Genomic DNA, 20495 nt, shown 5'->3' on the forward strand with positions numbered 1-20495 from the left:
CTACTTCTTGCCTTCCTCGAGCGCCTTGGCGCGCATCTTGGCCTTGAGCTGCTCGAGCGCGTCGTCGACCCCGTCCTTGGCCTCCAGCTGGGCCAGCTTGGCGTCGAGGGCGGCCTCCTGGATGCGGTTGTCGGCGCCCTCCGCCGCGACCTCGTTGAGCGCCTCGAGCCTGGCGATCTTGTCCTCGATCGCGTCCATGCGGGCGCCCGCGCCGGCCTCGCCCGGGATGTTCGAGCTGCCGCCGCTCTGCTTGGCCGCGCGGGCCTGGGCCATCAGGCTGCCGCGCCGCAGGTTCAGCGCCTTGAGCTTGGTCTTCGCCGTGGCGATCCCGCCGCGCACGTCCTCAACCAGGGCCCGCTGCTGCACGAGCGCCTCGTCGGTCGCCGCGACCTCGGCCGCCAGCTCCGTCTTGCGCAGCAGCGCCGCGCGGGCCAGCGTGTCGTCGCCGAGGTTGACCGCCTGCTCGGCCCGCTTGCCCCACGCCGCGTCGTCCTTGCGCAGTTGCTCGAGCTTGCGCTCCATCATCTTCTGGTCGACGATCGCCTGCTTCAGGTCCAGCTCCGACTTGCGGATGTTGTCCGCCAGGTCGTCGAGCATCAGCGCGATCTCCTGGCCCGGGTCCGTGACCGCGTCGACCGCATCGTTGAGCGTGCTCGAGATGGCCTGCTTGAATCGGCTAAACAGCCCCGGCTTGTTCGTCATGTCGCGCCCCTCATGGCCGGCGCAAGTCTACAGCCCTGCGCTTGCCCCTTCCACCCGCCCGCGCCTAAGCTCGGCCCGCGTGAACGCCCCCTCGCACGGCTCTGGCGATCCGATTGGCATTCCGATTGGCGATCCGCCTGGCGATCGCATTGGCGGCGCCGCCTTCGTCGGCTTCCCGGGGGTCCGCGGTCATCGTGAGGCCCAGCTCGCGCTCGCCCGGGCCCTCGCGCGCGGCCAGCTGCACCACGCGCTGGTGCTGGTCGGCCCGCGCGGCGTCGGCAAGGCCACCTTCGCCCGCGGCCTCGCGTGCGCCCTGCTGTGCCCGCAGCGCCCGGCGCAGGGCTGCGGCGAGTGCCCGACCTGTCGCCGCGTGCTCGCCGGCAACCACCCGGACGTCGACTGGCTGCTGCCCGACGGCAAAGCCGGCACGATCTCGGTCGACAGCGCCCGCGCCTGTCACGTACGTCAGGCCCACGCGCCCTACGAGGGCCCCGCCTACGTCGTCGTCGTCGATCCCGCCGACGCGCTCGGCGAGGGCGCCGGCAATGCCCTGCTCAAGACGATCGAGGAGCCGCGCCCCGGCATCCACTTCCTGCTGCTGACCACCAACTTGCAGGGCATGTTGCCGACGATCCTGAGCCGCGCCCTGCCGGTCCGGATCGGTCGCCTCGGCGACGACATCGTCGGCGACATCATCGCCACGCGCGCCCCCGAGGTCCCGGCCGAGCGCCGCGACATGGCCGTGCTGCTCGCCGAGGGCAGCGCCGGCGTGGCCCTCGAGCTGGCCTCGGACCCCAGCCTCGAGCGCTGCCTCGAGCTGCTGCGCCAGGCCCTCGCCGCCGTGCAGCAGGGCCCGCGGGCGATCTTCGGCGGCGACCTGAGCCCGCTGTGGATCGCCTGGAACGCGGCCGTCGGCGTCGGTGAGGCCGAGCCCGCGCCCGAGCCCGAGCCGCCCGCCCCCGAGCCGGTCCTGCCCGGCAAGAAGGCGAAGCCCGCGAGCAAGCCGAAGAAGCCCGAGGCCGAGGCCAAGCCAGGCAAGCCGAAGGACGCCCCGGCCCTGCAGCGCGCCGCGGTCCGCCGACTCACCGAGCTGTGGATCTTGCACCTCCGCGAACAGATGCGGGGCCGCGCCGGCCTGCCCGGCGTGAGCGCCGGGGCCCACACCGCAGCGACCGCGGCGACCCCTGCGCAGCTGGTCCGCACGATCGCCGCGCTGCAGCAGCTCGAGGCCCGGGTCGAGCGCATGGGCAACGTGCGCCTCACCCTGGAGCAGACCTTGCTCGAGCTCACCCGACCCGGACCCGCGTAGCCGATATACTGCCCAGCATGAGCCCGCCTCGCAGCTTCAGCGAATTTTGGCCCTTCTACCTCGGTGAGCATCGCCACCCGCTCAACCGAGGGATGCACTACGTGGGCACCTTCTGCGCCCTGTCGCTGCTCGGCTACATCATCACCCACCAGTACTGGGGCCTGATGCTGGTCGGCCTGGTGATCGGCTACGGCCCCGCGTGGGTCGGCCACTTCTTCGTCGAGGGCAACAAGCCGGCCAGCTTCAAGTACCCGCTGTGGTCCTTCATGGCCGACCTCAAGATGCTCGCGCTCAAGCTCGGCGGGCAGATGGAGGGCGAGATGACCCGCCTCTACGGCAGCGCCCACCCGGCCCCCGACGCCCCGCTGCGCCGTGGCGACGCCTCCTGACCGCCGTCGGGTCGCCGTGTTCGCGTGGTAGATCGTCGCTCGTGTCGGCATCCTCGCTCCCGATCACCCTCGAGGCCGCGCTGCGCGACGCCGACGTCATCGACGCCAAGGCCCGCAGCCTCGCGATCACCCACCTCGCCGCGGCCTACCTCGAGCGCCTCGGTCGCAGCGAGCCGCTGTGGCAGGCCGCGACCCGCCACGATCGCGGCCCCGAGGTCCTGGCCGCGCTGCTGCGGGCGATCGAGCGCGACCCGGCCCTGGCGATCCGCGCCGTCGCGGCCACCGGCCTCGGCCAGATCGGCGCCCCCGAGCTGCTCGCCGCGATCCCCGACGAGTGGTTCACGCGCAACGACGCCGACGCCGCCTACCTGCGCGAGTGCGCCGCGATCGCCTGGACCCTGCTCGGCGAGGCCGCAAGGCCTGTCTCCGGGGACAGGCCGCAGGACTGCTTCGACGCCGTGCTCGCCCGCCTGCGCCAGGGTCTGCGCGCCGACCAGCCCGAGCTGCGCTTCCAGTGCGCCGCCGGCCTCGCCGCGCTCGCCGGCGCCGAGGCCGAGGCCGACCTCGTCGACGCCCTCGCCCGCGAGACCGTGCCGCAGATCCGTGGCGGCCTGGTCACCGCGATCGGCGAGCTCGACCCGCCCGGAGCCCACGCCTGCGAGCTGCTCGCCCCGCTCTGCGACGAGCCCCACACGCCCACCGCCTTCGCCGCGGCGCTGGCCCTGACGGCCGCCCGCGACCCTCGCGGCGGCCCGCAGCTGCTGCGCGCCCTGACCCGCCCCGAGGACCGCGGACGCGCGCTCGAAGCCCTCGCCGCCCTCGGCCCGCTCGCCCCGCCCGCGGCCCTCCCGGCGGTCCGCAAGCTGGCCCGCAGCTTCTTCACCCCCGGCCTCACGCGGGTGCGGGCCGCCTACGCCCTCGCCCGCCTGGCCCCCGGCGAGGGCGAGGCCGTGCTCGCCCGCCTCGCCAGCTCGCTGTTCGCCAGCGTCCGCGAGGCCGTCGTCGACGCCCGCGCCGGCCTCGCCCAGCTCGCCGCCCGCGACGCCCGCTGAGACCTGGCCCTTCGCACCTGGCCCTTCGCACCTGGCCCTTCGCACCTGGCCCTTCGCACCTCGCACCTGGCCCTCACGCCAGGTCCACCTGTCCTCGCGGACAGCCCCGCCTACTCCTCCGGATCGCCGCGCAGGGCGGCCAGGCGGGCCGCCTGGGCCGCCTCCCAGCCCTGCGCGCCGGCCGTGAAGTAGCGCTGCCCGGCCAGCGCCGCCGGCAGGTAGCTCCCCTGCCCCGGCACCACGCCCTCCGCGAAGTCGTGCGGGTACTTGTAGCCGACCCCGTACTGCGCCGCCTTCATCAGGGTCGTCACCGCGTTGCGGACCACCAGCGGGACCTCGAGGCTGCCGCGCGCCTGCACGTCCTTGCGCGCGCCCGCGTAGCTGGTGAGCGCCGCGTTGCTCTTGGCCGCCAGCGCGAGGTAGAGGGTCGCCTGTGTCAGCGGCAACACGGCCTCGGGCATGCCGATCTGGTGCGCCGCCTGGGCCGCCGCGGTGGCCACCACGAGGCCCTGCGGGTCGGCGTTGCCCACGTCCTCGCTGGCGAAGATCACCAGGCGCCTCGCCACGAAGTCGACGTCCTCGCCGGCCTCGAGCATGCGCGCGAGCCAGTACACCGCCGCGTCGGCGTCGCTGGCCCGCATGCTCTTGATGAAGGCCGAGACCACGTTGTAGTGCTCCTCGCCGGCCCGGTCGTAGCGCAGGCTGCGGGCGCCGACCGCCTGGGCCGCGATCTCGCGGGTCAGCTCGTGCTCGCCGTCGGCCAGCAGATCGACCGCGAGCTCGAGGCTGCTGAGCGCCCGGCGGGCGTCGCCCTGGGCGGTGTGGGCCAGCGCGGCGAGCAGGCCGTCGTCGGCCCGGACCTCGCGCGCCCCGAGCCCGCGCTCGCGATCCTCGAGCGCCCGCCGCAGCAGCGCGACGATCTCCGCGATCGCCAGCGGCCGCAGCTGCAGCACCCGCACCCGGCTGAGCAGCGCCGCGTTGACCTCGAAGCTCGGGTTCTCGGTGGTCGCGCCGACCAGCGCGCAGGCCCCGGCCTCGAGGTGCGGAAGCAGCACGTCCTGCTGACCCTTGTTGAAGCGGTGGATCTCGTCGACGAAGAGCAGGGTCCCGCGACCCTCGTGCCCGCGCCGCCTTCGGGCCTGCTCGACCACCTCGCGCAGCTCCTTGACCCCCGCCGCGGTCGCCGACAACACCACGAAGTGGCTGCGCGTGTGCTCGGCCAGCAGCCGCGCCAGCGTGGTCTTGCCGACCCCCGGCGGGCCCCAGAAGATGAGGCTCGGCACCCGCCCCGTCTCGGCGACGCGAGCCAGCAGCCGCCCCGGCCCGACGAGATGCGACTGACCCGCGAACTCCGAGAGTCTTCGCGGCCGCATCCGCTCGGCCAGCGGCACGGCGCCAGCGTCGCGCTGCCAGGCGTGATCGAGGAGCGGGTCGACGGAGGCGGCGGTCACGGCCGTGATAACTTAGCAGGCGTGCCCCGCCCCCTGGCCCCGCGCTGCGCCCCTATCGCGAGGGTCGCGATGATCGCAAGCCTGACGAGGGTCGGCATGATCGCCAGGCTCGCGATGATCGCGACCGTGACGAGCACGCTGGGCCTGGGCGCCGCGGGCTGCGACGAGAAGCTGCAGGCCTACCTCACCAACGCCTCGGCGCGGCAGCAGGCGCGCGACACCAAGAAGGCCGAGGAGGCGCTCCTCAAGGCCCGCGGCCTCGGTCCGGCCGATCCAGTGGTGCCGGAGATCGCCCGCGCCATCCAGGTCGTCCGCACCAGCGACTACGACTTCTTGATCCGCAAGGCCACGCCGGCCAAGCGCAAGCAGAAGGGCGAGGCGCCGCTCAAGCGCCACAACGGCTTCGACTTCGCCGCCACCCTCGAGAGCAAGACCCGCTGGCTCGGCCGCGACGTCACCGACCTCCCGACCTGGCTCGACGAGATCGGATCGTCCACCTTCTTCTCGGGCGACGCGTACCTCGTGCGCCTCCCCGACGGCCGCGAAATGAGCTTCCGCACCTGGTTGCTCGAGGAGCTCGCCGCCCTGCCCCCGGACCTCCAGGAGACCGCCACACCATGACCGCCAAACTCGGCCTCATCCTCGCCGGCCTCAACGGCCTCACCGGCGTCGCCGCCGGGGCCTTCGGCGCCCACGGCCTGCGCGAGCGGGTCAGCGCCCGCGACCTCGAGATCTGGCAGACCGGCGCGCACTACCAGCAGCTGCACGCGCTCGCCCTCCTCGCCGTCGCCCTGTGGGCCGCCCACGCCCAGGCCCACGGTCAGGCGAGCGCGCTCTACGGCGTGGCGATGACGCTGTTCACCGTCGGCATCCTCGTGTTCTCGGGCACGCTCTACGCGATGACCCTCGGCGGCCCGCGCTTCCTCGGCGCCATCACCCCGCTCGGCGGCCTGTGCCTGCTCGGCGCGTGGGCGACCGTCGCGCTGATCGGCCTGCGCCAGGGCTGATTCCTATCACCTGTCCCCAAGGACAGCTCGGTTCGCGGCCGCGCGCGGGCGAGCACCCCGCCGCTTGCCCACCTGCGGGCCCACAGGCACCCTGCTACGGCGGAGCTCGTCGAACATGGTCGCGTCGCCACGCCCGCCCGCGCTGGGCTCGGACCCCGGACTCTCGCGGACGCTCGCGGCGAGCGGCAGTCCAGAGACCCGCACGGACGACGCCACGCAGCTCGCCGACGACGGCGAGGGCCGCACCCTCGCGGCGGACGACGGCCCGCGATCGTCGTCGCCGTCGCGCCTGGTCGCGGGCGCGGCGATCGGGCGCTACATCCTGCAGACCCGGCTCGGCGAGGGCGGCATGGGCGTGGTGTGGACCGCCCACGATCCCGAGCTCGACCGACCCGTGGCGATCAAGCTTCTGACCAGCCCGCGCAGCGACTCGCAGGCCCGCCTCCTCCGCGAGGCCCAGGCGATGGCGAAGCTCGCCCACCCCAACGTGGTCGCCGTCTTCGACGTCGGCCTCCACCTCGGCCAGGTCTACGTGGCGATGGAGCTGGTCCACGGCGCCACCCTGCGGGCCTGGATCGACGCCGACCCGCGGCGCCCCTGGCGGACGATCCTGGGCATGTTCCTTCAGGCAGGTCGGGGCCTCGCCGCCGCCCACGCGGCCGGCCTGGTCCACCGCGACTTCAAGCCTGACAACGCCCTGGTCGGTGAGGACGGCCGCCTCCGCGTCCTCGACTTCGGCCTCGCCGCGCTCGCCCGCGACGCCCCGGCGCTGACCAGCTCGCACGCCGGCCTGCGCCCGCTCGACGCTGGCAACCTGCACAACAGCTCGGTCAGCGCGGCCATCGGCGTCAGCGCCCTCAACAGCCAGCTGACGCTCGCTGGCGCGGTGATGGGCACGCTCGCGTACATGTCCCCCGAGCAGCACCTCGGCGTCGCGGCCGACCACCGCTCCGACCAGTTTAGCTTCTGCGTCGCGCTGTACGCCGCGCTCCACGGCCAGCGTCCCTTCGCCGGTGAGACCGCCGGCGCGCTGGCGCTGAACGTCATCGACGGCAAGCTGCGTCCGCCGCCCCGCGGCTCGCGGCTGCCAGGGCGCATCGATCGCGCCCTGCGTCGGGGCCTCGCGGCCAACCCGGAGCGCCGCTACCCCGGCATGGACGCGCTGCTCGCCGACCTGTCCCGAGAGACATGGCCCAGGCGCCAGCGCTGGCTGCTCGGCGGCGTCGCGGCGGCGCTGCTCGGGGCCGCGGCCGCCGCGGTGGCCCTGCGCCCCGCCCCGGCGATCTGCGTCGATCCGAGGCAGGCCTGGGCCTCGCTGTGGGACGACGCCACGAGGGCCGAGCTGCGCGCCCGCTTCGCCGCCACCGGCCAGCCCTTCGCCGCGGCCGCGGCCGACGGCTTCATCACCCGCATCGACGCCTACCTGGCCGCGTGGAGCGAGCTGCGGGCCCGCGCCTGCGACGAGCACCAGCGCGGCGCGATCGCGGATTCCTTGTACATGCGGCAGCGCGACTGCCAGCAGCGCCTGCTCGGCCACGCCGCCGCGACGATCGCGGTCCAGCGAAGCGCCGACGCCACGGCGGTGACCCACGCGATCGCGGCCGCCGAGGCCCTGCCTGCCCTGAGTCGCTGCGCCGACGCCGGGGCGCTGCGCGCCGAGGTCGCGCCGCCCGAGGACGCCGCGCTCGCAGAGGCCATCACCCGTCTCGAGGCCGCGATCGTCCGCGCCGAGGCGGAGGCGACGGCGGGCCGCTACCGCCGGGCCCGCGAGATGCTGCTCGCTGTCCTCGCCCAGCCCGAGCTCGCCCGGCACCCGCCGACGCACGCCGACGCGCTGATGTGGCTCGGCATGGCGGAGCTGCGGCTCGGCAACTACCCGGTCGCACGCGATCACCTCCTCGAGGCCCACTGGATCGCCCTCGCCGCCGGCGCCGACGAGACGGCGCTCGGCACCGCCGCGCTGTTGCCCGATCTGCTCATCGAGGAGCTCGGCGACCGCGAGGCCGGGCGGCAGTGGCTGCGCACCGGTGAGGCCCTGCTCGCGCGCACCGGCCTCCAGGGCAGCAACGCGCAGCTGAACCTGCTCTACGGGTGGGCCGACCTCGCTACCGCGGAGAAGGCGACCGCCCGCGCCGTCGCCTTCGCCCGCGAGGCGGTGGCCCTGGTCGAGGCCACCGACGGGCCGGCGGCGCTGAACACCGGCCACGCCCTCGCCGCGCTCGGTCAGGCGCTCCGCGGCGATGGCCAGCTCGCGGCCTCCCTCGCCGTCTACGAGCGGGCGCAGGCGATCCTGGCCGCGAGCCTCTCGCCCGAGCACCCGCACATGGCCCAGATCGCCAACAACAAGGCCGTGACCCTCGAGATCGATCAGCCGGAGCGCGCCCTCGCCGAGTTCGAGCGGGCCCTGGCGATCCTCGATCGATCGATCGGCGGCGAAACCGTGATGCTGGCCGCGCTGCTCAGCAACGTCGCCGACCTGCAGGCCGCCGCTGGCGACGCCGTCGGCGCCGAACGCAGCGGCCGCCGTGCCGTCGCGCTCTACGAGGCGCTGCTCGGGCCCGTGCCCCGCACCGGCCTCGCGCTCGACAACCTCGCCGGCATCCTGATCCGCATCGGTCAGCCCCGTGCCGCCCGCGACATCGCGGTCCGCAGCGCCGCGGTCTTCACCCGCAGCCTGGGCCCCGACGCCTACGAGGTCAGCTACCCGCTGCACAACATGGCGGTCGCCGAGCACCTGCTCGGCGACTGCGTCAGCGCCCGCCGCCACTTCCAGCGCTCGATCGAGATCAGCGAGCGCAGCGTCGGCCGCGACGACCCCGGCAACGCGCCCGGATGGCGAGGCCTCGGCCAGTGCGCGCTCGCCGAGGGCCACCCGCGCGAGGCGCTCGCCCACTTCGAGCGGGCGCTCGCGCTGACCAGGGCCGGGGGCTCCCCGCAGGCCCAGCTGTTCGCCCGCTTCCACGTCGCCACCGCCCGCTTCGCGCTCGGCGAGCACGAGCTGGCCCGCGCCGAGATTCGGGCCGTGCGCGACGCGCTGCCCGCCCGCGACCTGAACGTCGAGCCGCACCACCGCGCCGAGCTCGAGCGCTGGATCGCCGACCACGGGCTGTGAGCGCCGAACCGGCGCCGGCGATGTCTGACGGGCTCGCCGCCACCGGGGTGAGCGTCGGACCCATCGCGCAGCTGCGCCATGGGACATGTCGCGCAGGACATGTCCCATGGCGCAGCTTAGGCCCCGGGGCTAGCGGAGCTCAGGGCAGCACGGCGTTGACGGTGGTGATGTCGTCGACCCACACGGTGTCGGAGCCCGAGCTGACGCTGCCGTCCTTGAAGTAGGACCACTTCAGGTTGTGGGCGCCCATCGCGACCGGCACGTTGATCTGCGTCCAGCCGATGGTGCCCGACCACGCGTTCTTCTGGACGCCGTCGACGTAGAAGCGCAGGAAGTCCCAGCCGCTCTCGGTGCTGATGCGGTACCAGAAGTTCACGCTGCCCGCGGCCGTGAAGTTCAGGTTGACGTCGATGGTGCTGCTCTGGCTGTCGCCGATGTTGCCGCACTCTCCGGCGAAGAGGCCAGCGTGCGGCATGGTCCCGCTGCCGAACCAGTTGGCGTTGCCGCTCTTGTTCCACTCGGCCGGCAGCACCGCGCCGCCCTCGAAGTCCTCGCCCCAGTTGGTGAGCGTGCAGTTGGCGCAGTTGTCGTTCGGGTCGTTGTTGCCGTCGTCGCACTGCTCGACGCCCATCTTGACGTAGCCGTCGCCACAGACCGCGACCTTGCAGTCCTTCACGCAGCTGTCGGTGTTGCTCATGTTGCCGTCGTCGCAGTCCTCGACGCCCGCGTGCAGGAAGCCGTCGCCGCAGGCGGCGGTCTGGCAGCCGGAGACGCAGTCGTCGGTGTCGACGTTGTTCATGTCGTCGCACTGCTCGGGCGGCTGGGTGAAGCCGTCGCCGCAGGCGGCGTTCTTGCACACGTCGGTGCACGCGTCGGTGTTGTCCTTGTTGGCGTCGTCGCACTCCTCGTCCGGGCCGGTGAAGCCGTCGCCGCAGATGTTGTCGCTGCAGTCCGACTTGCAGGCGTTGTTGTCGTCGTTGTCCGGGCCGTTGTCGCACTGCTCGTGGTTCTCCCACACGAACATGTCGCCGCAGGTCGCCTCCTGGCAGGTGGAGGTGCAGTCGCCGGTGTCCTTGTTGTCGGGCCCGAGGTCGCAGGTCTCGCCGAGGCTGGCCTGGACGAAGTTGTCGCCGCAGATCGGGAAGCCGCACTGGTCGGTGCAGTCGTCGTCGTTGTCGCCGTTGGCCCCGTCGTCGCACTCCTCGAACTTGTCGACGACGTTGTTGCCGCAGGCCTCGGCCTCGCAGTTGGCGTTGCAGCCGTCGCCGTCGTCGATGTTGCCGTCGTCGCAGCCCTCGGTCGGGCTCTGGTCGCCGTCGCCGCAGACGTTGATGACGCACTCCGCGTTGCAGGCCTGACCGGCGCCGTTGTTGGCGCCGTCGTCGCACTCCTCGGCGCCGTCGCGGATGAAGCCGTCGCCGCAGACCGCGTTCTTGCACTCACCGGTGCACTCGGCCATCGGGTTGTTGTCAGCCCCGTTGTCGCACTCCTCGTTGTTGGTCGGCTGGATCAAGCTGTCGCCGCAGGCCGCCGCGGTGCACGCGCTGGTGCACATGTCGGTGTCGTCGGCGTTGCCGTCGTCGCAGATCTCGTCCTTGCTGACGAGCCCGTCGCCGCAGCCAGGCACCGCGCACTTCGAGGTGCACTCGTCGCCGTCGCGGGTGTTGCCGTCGTCGCAGCCCTCGCCCGGGCCCATCGCCCCGTCGCCGCAGACGTTGACCTTGCACGCCGCGGTGCAGGCCTTGTCGTCGGCGTTGTCGGCCCCGTTGTCACACTCCTCGGCGCCCTCCTTCGTGCCGTTGCCACAGACCGGATCGGGCTCGCCGGTCGTGCCGTCGTCGGTGGTCGGATCGGTGGTCGGATCGGTCGAGGTCGGCGGGGTGCCGGAGGTCACGTCCTCGCTGGTGGCCTCGGTGGCGCTGGCGTCGGTCTCCGTCCCCTCGGTGCTGGTGGTGACCGGGTCTTGCGTACAGCCGAGGACCAACGCGCTACCGGCGAGGAGCCACGACAAGGCGATGAACTGATGCGATGGGTTCTTAACTTCCATCGCGCCAGCCTATGGCAGCGCGAGCTTCGGCCGCAAGCGTGTATCGGCAATTTCCCGCCGACCGGTGGCGCGGCGCACTGCACAGGATCGAGGCTGGGCGCACTTGCGCACGCGGTGAGATGGCCCCCTGCGACCCCTCCCCGGGCTCCAGAGATGAAGCGAACTTCAGCTCCGGCGCTTGGCGGGCCGACCCGCAGTGCCGGGGACAGCGCTGCCCGACCTGGCTGGAGCACGCGGGTCGGACCTCGCGCCGGCCGGCTTGGCGCTGGAGCGTGCACCGCCCGCGGCGCGCTGACTGCTGGATTTGGCCTGTCCGCGCGGCGGTTTGCCCGAGCTCGCGCCGGCGGAGCGCTCACCGTCGGCGCGTGTGATCCGACGCCGCGAATCAGGCGTCGCGTCGCGGTCCGTGAGATCGTCGTCGGCCTCGGCGGCGGCCCACGCGGCCCGGATCTCCCGGTCCGTCTCGTCGGCGAGCGGGTCGTCGTCGTCGCCCTCAGCGGGCTCCGGCGGGCGCGCGCGCAGGGCCTCGAGCGCGGGTCGCAGGCTCAAGAGACCGAGCTGCCCCGGGACCACCGCGAGGCCGAGGCGCAGCGCCTCCTCGGCGCGCACGAGATCCTCGCGCTCCAGCGCCTCGCGCAGCGCTGACTCCTGCGCACGCACGAACTCGGGGCTGCACGCGAGCACCCGCGCGGCCAGGTCAGCGCGGGTCGGGGTCGCCCGCTCGCCGCGGTCCCCGTGTTTGGACCTGTCTTTGGAGGCAGGTACAGTGGAGCCTGGCTCGGCGGCGACGCAGGCCCAGGCCAGGAAGTGCGCCTGCAGGCCCTGCTCGCGCGCCAGCTCGGCGGCGCGGGTGAAGGCCCGCAGCGCGTCGCCCGGGCCCTGCGGCCCGCCGAGGCCGAGCAGCACGCGCCCGTGCTCGTGGTGGCCCCACGCGAACTCGGGCGCGCGACGCAGCAGCTGGCGCAGCTCGCCGGCTGCGGCCCGCAGCTCGCCAGCGCGGCGCAGCGACTGGGCCAGGCGGAAGCGGGCCAGCGGCGCGTCGGGATCGAGGTCGAGGTGGCGCCGCAGCAGTCGCCGCTCGGCGGCGCGGGTCAGCTCGCCGTCGCTGCCGAAGAGCTGCTCCTGGTATTCGCCCTCCTCGTCGTAGAGCACGGCGACCTCGCCGAGCATCGCCAGCACCAGCAGGTCGACGCTGGCGCTGTGCGGCAGGCGCTCGCCGTCCTCCTCGACCAGCACGACGTCAGCGCCCTCGGCGTGCGGGTCGGCGCAGATCACCAGCAGCTCCCCGTCGCGCTCGCCGATCGGCACGTCGTCGGCGGCGACGCTGCCCGCGGCCCGCAGCTCGGCGGTGGCCGTCATGATCTCCGCGAGCGGCCACAGGGTCAACGCGCCGGCGGCCAGCTCGAGGCCGTCCCACTGGGCCCACAGCAGCTGGGCCGCGGGCGGCAGCGGGCTTTGGCGCAGCGCGTCCGGATCGGCCGGCGACCCGAAGCGGTGCAGGCCCTCGGGCGCGTCGCGCAGGCGATCCTCGATGCGGTCGAGGTTGTGCTCGACGCGGCGGCGCTCGTCGGCCCCGACTTGCTCAGGGCGGAGGCCGTCGCGGTGCTCGGGGTTGGGCGTGCGGGACATCGCTGCGGCGGCTTCTAACACGCCGCGGGGCGCGAGCCTACTCCGTCAGCGGCACGCGCGTGCAGTCGTAGGTCACGTCCATGGTCGGGCCGTGGTCGATGACCTCGAAGTCGGTCGCCTTGAGCATGTTGAGGTCTTGCGGCCCGAGGTCGACCTCGGCCCAGGTCGCGCAGCTGACGACATCGGCCTGCGCCGTGAGGGCGATGGTGCCGCCGTCGGCCATGTACATGCCGTACTTCTGCATGGCCCTGGCCACCACCTGGGCCGCGGGCTTGAGGTTCTCGACCGGGTAGTCGGCCTTGAGGCGCATGTGGCCGCCGTACGGGATCGAGGTCATCGGCCCGCTGGTGTTGGTGCCGTGGGTCGCGGGGTACACGTACTTCTTGGTCCGGATCATCGTGTTGGGCAGGATGAAGCGGATCGCGTGATCGATGACGCCGGCCTTCACCTCCTCGGCGCTGAACAGCAGCGGCGCGATCGGGAAGCCGGCCGCGTCGGCGCTGGTGCACTGCTGACCGCGACCGTCGGGGCCCGGCGCGGCGTCGGTCGGCCACAGCGCCTCGCAGCCGCCGATGAAGTTGTCGCCGGCATCGACGGTCGCGTGATAGATCTCGTAGAGGCGCTGCTCGGAGCGCGAGACGACGATCATGTGACAGTCGGCGCCGTCGCCGAAGCCGCTGCAGTCGTAGCCGGCCCACTGGTTGTTCGGGTCGGGCGGGTCCTGCGGGTAGTCCTCGACGTAGCCGCCGGGCGGCAGGGGCACGGGCGCGGTGTCACAGTCGGGCTCGTAGTAGTAATCGGGGTCGAGCTCGAAGGCCCGCTTCGCGGTGCCGGCCGGGGCGTCGACGGCGACGATGCTGAAGTCGATGCGCATCGACCCGCTGCCCCAGCCGCCGGGGCCCATGGTCTGGACCATCCACTGTGTGATCGCGTTCGAGTCGGCGGTGATCGGGGCCTTGCTGACGTCGGTGTAGAACCACGCGTCGTCGGGGAAGTAGCGGCCCTCGGCCTGCGAGGCGCACAGGGTGTCATCGTTGCCGCCGCTGTCGGTGGTGGTGTCCGGGGCGGTGGTCGCGGTGTCGGTGCTGGTGTCGGTGGTCGGGCCCTGCGTGGTCGACGGGTCGGTCGTGCCAGGGGTCGGATCGCTGTCCGTGCTCGGGCCGCTGGTCGGGCCGCTCGTCGGCGTGTTCGAGGTCGCGGGGTCGCTCGAATTGGTCGGCGTCTCGCTGGTGCTGCCAGGCCCCGGGTCGCCGCTCGGACCGCCGCTCGAGCCGCTCGTCGTGTCACCGTCGCCGCCGCCGCAGGCCGCGAGCGTGCACACGCTGGCGACGAACAAGGGATGGATCATGCGAAGCTTCATGCGCCCATCATCGGCGCCAGCGGGCCCGGCGTACAGGGCCCTTCGCAGCGCGCCTGCGCGCGTTCGTGGCCAGGACCTGTCCGAAGGGACATCTCGTCCGCCGTGATCACCGAGGCCGCGAGGCCCCTGTCAGGCCAGACCGGCCCGCACGGTCGCGGCGAGGCGCAGGGGCGGCAGCGCGGCGAACATCTCACGCAAGCCGGCGAAGCTGCCGCTCGGGTAGGCGTCGCTCGGCTCCTCGTGCTCGGGCAGCTGGACGAAGCACTGGTCGAGCGCGAGCTGGAGGCGGTTGGGGCACTGGCAGGGGTTTTGCGGGTGGAGGTGGCCGCAGCGCGGCTCCAGGTAGCCCTCGAGGCTCTGCAGCATCCGCGTCTTGACGCTGGAGAAGCCGCGCGGGGTGTCGCCCTGCAGCGTGATGACCTCGGGCTCGGGCAGGCCGAGCACGACCAGCAGCACGAAGGCCTCGCGCTGGGTCGGCGGCAGCGACTGCACCGCGGCGATCAGGCAGCTCTGCATGAAGCTGGTGAGCAGCACCGGCAGGCGGCGCACGCCGCTACGGAGCGCGGTCGGGCCGAGCCGGAGCGCGACGCTGGTGCCGAGGCGGAGGGTGTCGTCGAGGCGCTCGCGGACGCTGGCCGGGGTGCTCTTGCGGACGGCGGCGTGGGCGAACACGGCGGTGCGCAGGGCCGCGAGACGCGGGGCGAGCGGGCCCGCGGAGCCGCTGGCGACCGCGCTGCGGACCGCGTCCAGGGCGAGCTGGCGGTCGCCCAGCATCCACGCTGCGTAGGCGTAGAGTCGATCGAGCGGGTCGCTGGCGGGATCCGTCATCGCCGGCGAAAGTACCACGCGCGCGCGTCAGAACGGCTGCAAGAAGCTGAGGTTCAGGCCGACCGGCGGCAGCGTGTACTGGCCGGGCGCGAGGCCCTGCAGCTCGCCGAGGTAGTTGGGGTGGACGTGGCCGAGGCACACGCTGTCGCGGCGGACCAGCGGGACGGCGACGTCGAAGCGGATGAACTGCGGCGTCACCCCGAGCAGCTGCATGAGCGCCGTCACGCCGTAGCCGACCTGCGCGTGGTAGCTGCCCCGGCCGAACCAGCCGTCGTAGCCGCCGCAGGGCGAGGTGCTGGCGACGCCGGTGAACAGCGCCCCGCCGAGGCCGCGCAGCCAGGCGACGTGCAGCAGGTTGCCGTCGAGGTTGTTGACGTAGGTGTGGCGGTACTCGAGCTGCGCGAGGGCCATCGCGCGGCCGAAGATCTCGTTGCCGCCGTAGCCGCCGAGGCCCTCGAGGCCGCCGGCCCGGATCAGGCTGCGGTACTCGGGCTCCGAGTCGATCGGGGCCATCACCGCGAGCTCGATCCGGCTGGCGATGGTGTGCTGGTGGGCGAGGTGCCAGATCTGCACCCACGAGGCCGCGACCGTCAGGCTGTAGCGGTGGTCGGTCTCGCTGCCGACGCGCACGGTCTGGCCGGCGTTGACCACCAGGGCGAGCCGCCGGCCGCGGTCGGGCCACAACATGAACTTGCGGGTGTCGTCGATCAGCGCCGCGGTCTCGGAGACGCGCAGGCCGGCGCTCTGATCGAGGCCGTGGGCGTTGAGCCACTGGAGGTCGGCGAACAGACGAATGCGGGTGCGCCGGCGCCGGCGGTTGACCTTGTCGCCGAGCCAGATGCTCGCGCCGACGCCGGCCGCCCCGGTCGCCTCGCGATCGCGTTGCAGCTGCAAGTGTCCGGTGTAGCGGAGGTCGCGGCGCTGACTGCCCTCGAACAGCACGCGGCCCGAGAGCGCCTGCAGGCGCGCCGCGGCGGTCTTGGCGGCCGAGAACTCGGAGGCCGAGATCTCGAAGCCGATGCCGGTGTAGACGAAGCGGGGCTGGGCCGGGCGGCGGTTGTTGAACAGCGGGTCGACGTTGGCCCGCGGCCGCGGGGTCTCGCTGAGGCGCGCGCGCGGGTCGACGGTGACGGCGTGCAGCGGCCGGTCGGTGAGCAGCGTGAAGGTGTGGCTGGCCTTGCGCGGCACCTGCGAGAGCCCGCGCGGCGCCGGCAGACCCTCGGCGTCGCCGTTCCACACCAGGTAGTGCGAGCGACCGCCGCGCTCGCGCGCCAGCACCTGAACCGGCTCGATCACCGGAACGTCGCCGTCGCGGGCGACGGTGATGTGGTGACGGTAGCCGCTGGCGACCGCGGCGGTCTTGACCCCGGCGACGCTGTAGTCGAGCGCGGGCAAGGGCGCGAGCCACTGCTCGAAGAACCAGCCGAGGCGGCGCCCGTAGGCCGCCTCGGCCAGGCGCCGCGGGTCGGCCTCGGGGTCGGCGACCACGCCGATGTAGAGCCGGGCGCGCTGGCTGGGGGACATCAAGTCGCCGAGCTTCTCGTGGATCCGGCGCCCGGTCGGGAGCATGTGGCTGAAGTAGAGCGGGTGGACCCGCCGCGCCATCATGTCCTCGCTGCCGCGGAAGTAGGCCTGGGCGAAGGTCGCCTGGCCCGAGTAGAGGAAGTTGTCGACCACCGGGACGAAGGTGAAGTTGCGGAAGATGTCGCTGACGAACTCGTCGCCGTGGTCGCGTTGCACCCGCCACACCTCGAGCAGCGCCATCGTCAGCGCGCCGTGCAGCCACAGGTCGGTGGAGGGGTCGTGACGGCCCACCTGGCGCCCGTAGGTGAGCAGGTCGAGGCTCGCGCGGGCCATCGCGGTGGTGTGAAATTCGGTGAAGCGGCGGCTCGGCCACAGCTGCAGCGCCTGGTCGCTGACCACGACCACGCTCGGGTGAAACTCGGCGACGTTGGTGCGCACCGGGCCCTGCACGAAGGTCAAGGTGCTGCCGAGCGGCACCTCCATGCCGGCCGAGCGGGCGACGTCGAGGCTCTCGCGCGCGACCTTCAGGCTGTGACCGGCGAGGTCGCGGCGCAGCTGCAGGCGGGTCTCGCCCGGCAGGCGCGCGCCCGGCCGCGGCCGCATGTGCAGCACCTCGATGCGCACGCCGCGGTAGTGCTGCGTGGTCCGCCGCCAGCGCGGGCCCCAGAACACCGAGGGGTAGGCCATGCGCCCGTCGCCGCCGACCGGCGCGCGCGTGACGATCAGCTCGTCGCCGGCCAGGGCCCGGACCTCGTGCTCGCTGGGAACCTGTCCCGGAGACCAGGTCGGGACGTCGGCGAAGCGCAGCTCGGCGACGTCCCAGCGCACCGGATCGATGACGCGGCCCGGCGGCAGCGCGGGGCCGCCGGCCGCCGGCACGCTCGGCAGCGGAGCGACGGCGCCGTCGAGCGAGCAGCGCCGACGCGAGCAGCCGAGCGGCCAATATCGGTGCGGCACCCGGATGCGGTAAAACAGGCGCAGATGGGTCTCACCGGGCCGCAGCTCGACCTCCAGGTCGCCGCGCTCGCCGATGCGGGTGACCCGGACCGCGCCCCGATGATCGACCACCTCGAGGGTGGCGGCCTTGAAGGGACCGTCGAGGTAGGTCGAGACGGCGACCTCGTCGAGGTCGCTCGGCTCGCGCGGCAGGGCGGCCGCGTAGTTGAGCAGGACGAGGCGCTCGCCGGGTCGGGCCGCGCGGGTCAAAGTGTAGTCGGCGTCGCCGTCGACCACGCCGCCGCGGAGTGCCACCCGCTCCCCGCCCGGCAGGCGGGTGCCACCGCGGTGGACGCTGAGCCGCACCTGCACGCCCGCGACCCGCAGCGACGACGCGATCGCGTCGGCCGGGACGCTGATGCCGGTCGCGCTGGGTGCCGCCGCCGCGCCCGCGACCGGCAAGGCGGCCGCGGCGGGCGTGTGCGTGTCACCGACCGGGGCATCCGGGTGCTTCGGGCTCGCGGTCGCGGCGGGCGTGTGCGTGTCACCGGCCTGGGCACCCGGGTGCTTCGGGCTCGCGGTCGCGGCGGGCGTGTGCGTCGGGCTCGCGGTCGCGGCGCTCGCCGTCAGCATCGCCAGCGCGGCGCCGTCGATGTTGGCCCATGCCGCGGCATGCAAGCCTGGCTCCGGGCGGGCCGACGCCGACGCAGGACCGGCGATCAAGCCCGCGAGGGCGAACACGAGGCCCGGCACGAGGCCCGGCACGCGGTCCTGCGCGCGCCCGGGCGCCGCGGCGACATGCAGGAGCTGCGCGCGAGAACGGGGGCGCTGCGAGGGTCTCCTGGGGCCATCCACCGGGTCGGCCCAGCTTGCCGCACCTCGGGGGTCGTGACCAGCAGCCCCACACGGGGGCGGAGGACCGGCGCGGGCCGGCGCGGGCCTGCGCGGCGTCCATTCACTTGCTCGGGGCGCGCGTGCGGCTCTACAGTGGACGGGTCGGGCTCCCCGCGGGGGATGCGCTGGCACTTCCTCCTTAATGCGGATCTCGTCATGTCGCACAGCAAGCCTCGCCTCGGGTTGTCCTCTCTGCTCCGCCAGAGCCTCGCGCTGCACGCCGGCGGCTGGGGACGCGGCTTCCTGCTGGGGCTCGTGCTCGCGGCCTGCGGGCGCAGCGAATATGCCACGCCCTGCAGCTCCGACGCTGAATGCGGCGACGGCTCGGTGTGCACGCCCGAGGGCGTGTGCGTCGAGATCGAGGCCGAGTGTGTGCTCGACAGCGAGTGCGACGCCGGCGAGAAGTGCCTCGATTACAAGTGCGTCGAGCCGCAGGTCTGCGACGACAACCTCGAGTGTCCGCCGGGCCAGCTGTGCGTGCGCGACAACCCGGACGACGACCTCGGCGTGTGCGAGGGCGACACCAGCTGCCCGCCCTGCCCCGCCGGCACCGAGTGCAACGGCAACGGGCAGTGCGTGCCGACCGAACCAGGCCCCTGCGAGTTCGACTTCGAGTGTCCCGAGGGACAGGTCTGCATCGACGGCGTGTGCGGCACATCGCAGCAGTGCACGCAGGACTTCGAGTGCCCGCAGGGCCAGGTCTGCATCGACGGCTTCTGCGCCCAGCCCTTCTGCGAGTTCGACTTCGACTGCGACTTCGGCCAGATCTGCGTCGACGGCAGCTGCATCCCGGACAGCGGCTTCTGCGAGTTCGACTCCGACTGCGACTTCGGCCAGATCTGCGTCAACAACTTCTGCACCTTCCCCCAGTGCACCAGCGACTTCGACTGCGGCCCGGGCGAGGCCTGCATCGACGGTATCTGCCAGTTCAACCCCGAGTGCTTCGAGGACTTCGACTGCCCGCCGGGCAACGTGTGCATCGACTTCAAGTGCATCCCGGACGCCGTCGAGTGCATCGACGACAGCCAGTGCCTGCCGGAGGAGCAGTGCGTCGACGGCCTGTGCGTGCCCGACCCGCCGCCGGTGTGCATGGTCGACGCCGACTGCCCCGACGGTCAGGTCTGCCAGGCCGGGCTGTGCGTCGACGTCCCGCCCGAGTGCGTGACCGACCTCGACTGCATGATGGGCGAGCTGTGCTTCATGAGCCAGTGCGTGCCGCTGCCGCCGGAGTGCGTGGTCGACGAGCACTGCAAGCCCGAGGACCACTGCGACAACGGCGTGTGCGTGCCCGACGTGGTGGCCTGCGTCGTCGACGCGGACTGCCCGATCGGCGAGAGCTGCGTGAACAACGTGTGCGTGGCGCCGCCGCCGTGCGTCGTCGACGCGGACTGCCCGATCGGCCAGGCCTGCGTCATGAACCAGTGCGTGGTGGTCCCGGAGTGCGTGTTCGACACCGACTGCGCCCCCGGCGAGAAGTGTGACAACGGCACCTGCGTGCCGGCTGGCTGCGTCGACGATAGCGACTGCCAGCCCGGTGAGATCTGCAACCTGGGCCAGTGCATCCCGGCCCCGGAGTGCGTGGTCGATGCCGACTGCAACCCCGGCGAGGTGTGCCAGGGCGGCAACTGTGTCGTCCCACCGGAGTGCGTGGTCGACGCCGACTGCAACCCCGGGGAGGTGTGCCAGGGCGGCAGCTGCGTGGTCCCGCCGCAGTGCGTGGTCGACGCCGACTGCAACCCCGGTGAGACCTGCGTCAACAACGTGTGCGTGCCGCCGCCGGAGTGCACGGAGAACGCCGACTGCGGCCCGGGCGAGGTGTGCCAGGCGCAGAGCTGCGTGTTCGCGGGCGAGTGCCTGGTCGACGCCAACTGCGCCCCCAACCAGACCTGCGTCGCAGGCGTGTGCCAGGGCGTGCCCGAGTGCGTCGACGACGTCGACTGCCCGCCGGGCGAGGCCTGCGTGTTCGGCGGCTGCGTGGCGCCCAAGGCCTGCAAGAAGAACAAGGACTGCGACCAGCAGAACGGCGAGGTGTGCGTCGGGGGCTTCTGCTCCGGCGGCATCATCTGCGTCGACAACGGCGACTGCCCGGCGGGCTCGGCTTGCTTCGAGAACGCCTGCGTGGCGATCTAAGCGTCGCAGGCGTGAAGCGAAGCAGAGCCGCCTTCGGGAGCGGCTCTGCTTGTCATGTCGCTCAGCATGAGCGGACAAAAAGAGAGCCGCCCCCCAACGGGAGCAGCTCTGCTTGTCATGTCGCT

General features: G+C 73.1%; 14 protein-coding genes. 7 read left to right on the forward strand and 7 right to left on the reverse strand.

Annotated elements, in window-relative coordinates; genetic code table 11:
• Nucleotides 1-702, reverse strand: a complete 702-nt coding sequence (locus IPJ59_RS03430; protein WP_293254957.1) for a PspA/IM30 family protein — start codon at nt 700-702, stop codon at nt 1-3.
• Nucleotides 703-781: 79 nt separating this feature from the next.
• Between IPJ59_RS03430 and IPJ59_RS03435 the strand changes: the two genes are divergently transcribed.
• The 3 genes from IPJ59_RS03435 to IPJ59_RS03445 are packed head-to-tail and all read left to right on the forward strand — an operon-like array spanning nt 782 to nt 3452.
• Nucleotides 782-2011, forward strand: coding sequence for a DNA polymerase III subunit (locus tag IPJ59_RS03435; RefSeq protein WP_293269730.1), 1230 nt, complete (start codon nt 782-784; stop codon nt 2009-2011).
• 17 nt (nt 2012-2028) lie between these two features.
• A complete protein-coding gene (locus IPJ59_RS03440) occupies nt 2029-2400 on the forward strand; it encodes an Mpo1-like protein (RefSeq protein WP_293254963.1) in 372 nt (123 codons plus the stop codon).
• Nucleotides 2401-2441: 41 nt separating this feature from the next.
• Entirely contained in the window at nt 2442-3452 is a 1011-nt protein-coding gene (locus IPJ59_RS03445; protein ID WP_293269731.1) for a HEAT repeat domain-containing protein, read from the forward strand.
• 110 nt (nt 3453-3562) lie between these two features.
• Here the strand turns inward: IPJ59_RS03445 and IPJ59_RS03450 are convergent, their stop codons facing one another.
• Entirely contained in the window at nt 3563-4903 is a 1341-nt protein-coding gene (locus IPJ59_RS03450; protein WP_293254969.1) for a replication-associated recombination protein A, read from the reverse strand.
• A 126-nt stretch (nt 4904-5029) separates the two neighbouring features.
• Here IPJ59_RS03450 and IPJ59_RS03455 point away from each other — a divergent pair, with 126 nt between their 5' ends.
• The 3 genes from IPJ59_RS03455 (at nt 5030) to IPJ59_RS03465 (ending at nt 9022) form a co-directional block, all read left to right on the forward strand.
• A complete protein-coding gene (locus tag IPJ59_RS03455; protein WP_293254972.1) occupies nt 5030-5524 on the forward strand; it encodes a YfeK family protein in 495 nt (164 codons plus the stop codon).
• The gene (locus tag IPJ59_RS03460; protein WP_293254975.1) at nt 5521-5910 is read left to right on the forward strand and encodes a DUF423 domain-containing protein; all 390 of its coding nucleotides are present in this window, start codon (nt 5521-5523) and stop codon (nt 5908-5910) included. Before IPJ59_RS03455 ends, IPJ59_RS03460 begins: the two co-directional genes overlap by 4 nt.
• 115 nt (nt 5911-6025) lie before the next feature.
• On the forward strand, nt 6026-9022 hold the full coding sequence (locus IPJ59_RS03465) for a serine/threonine-protein kinase (RefSeq protein WP_293269732.1): 2997 nt from the start codon (nt 6026-6028) through the stop codon (nt 9020-9022).
• Between the two features lie 139 nt (nt 9023-9161).
• Here the strand turns inward: IPJ59_RS03465 and IPJ59_RS03470 are convergent, their stop codons facing one another.
• From IPJ59_RS03470 to IPJ59_RS03490, 5 genes are all read right to left on the reverse strand, one after another.
• Nucleotides 9162-11069 (reverse strand): DUF4215 domain-containing protein, encoded by a 1908-nt coding sequence (locus tag IPJ59_RS03470; RefSeq protein WP_293269733.1) that lies wholly within the window; start codon nt 11067-11069, stop codon nt 9162-9164.
• A 165-nt stretch (nt 11070-11234) separates the two neighbouring features.
• A complete protein-coding gene (locus IPJ59_RS03475) occupies nt 11235-12698 on the reverse strand; it encodes a hypothetical protein (RefSeq protein WP_293269734.1) in 1464 nt (487 codons plus the stop codon).
• Nucleotides 12699-12735: 37 nt separating this feature from the next.
• A complete protein-coding gene (locus IPJ59_RS03480; protein ID WP_293269735.1) occupies nt 12736-14058 on the reverse strand; it encodes a hypothetical protein in 1323 nt (440 codons plus the stop codon).
• 129 nt (nt 14059-14187) lie between these two features.
• Nucleotides 14188-14886 (reverse strand): RNA polymerase sigma factor, encoded by a 699-nt coding sequence (locus IPJ59_RS03485; protein WP_293254995.1) that lies wholly within the window; start codon nt 14884-14886, stop codon nt 14188-14190.
• A 27-nt stretch (nt 14887-14913) separates the two neighbouring features.
• The gene (locus IPJ59_RS03490) at nt 14914-18111 is read right to left on the reverse strand and encodes a hypothetical protein (protein ID WP_293269736.1); all 3198 of its coding nucleotides are present in this window, start codon (nt 18109-18111) and stop codon (nt 14914-14916) included.
• Nucleotides 18112-18396: 285 nt separating this feature from the next.
• Between IPJ59_RS03490 and IPJ59_RS03495 the strand changes: the two genes are divergently transcribed.
• Nucleotides 18397-20370 (forward strand): hypothetical protein, encoded by a 1974-nt coding sequence (locus tag IPJ59_RS03495; protein WP_293269737.1) that lies wholly within the window; start codon nt 18397-18399, stop codon nt 20368-20370.
• Nucleotides 20371-20495 lie beyond the last annotated feature (125 nt).

The sequence above is a fragment of the Nannocystis sp. genome (genome assembly GCF_016714285.1).
Lineage (GTDB): Bacteria > Myxococcota_A > Polyangia > Nannocystales > Nannocystaceae > Nannocystis.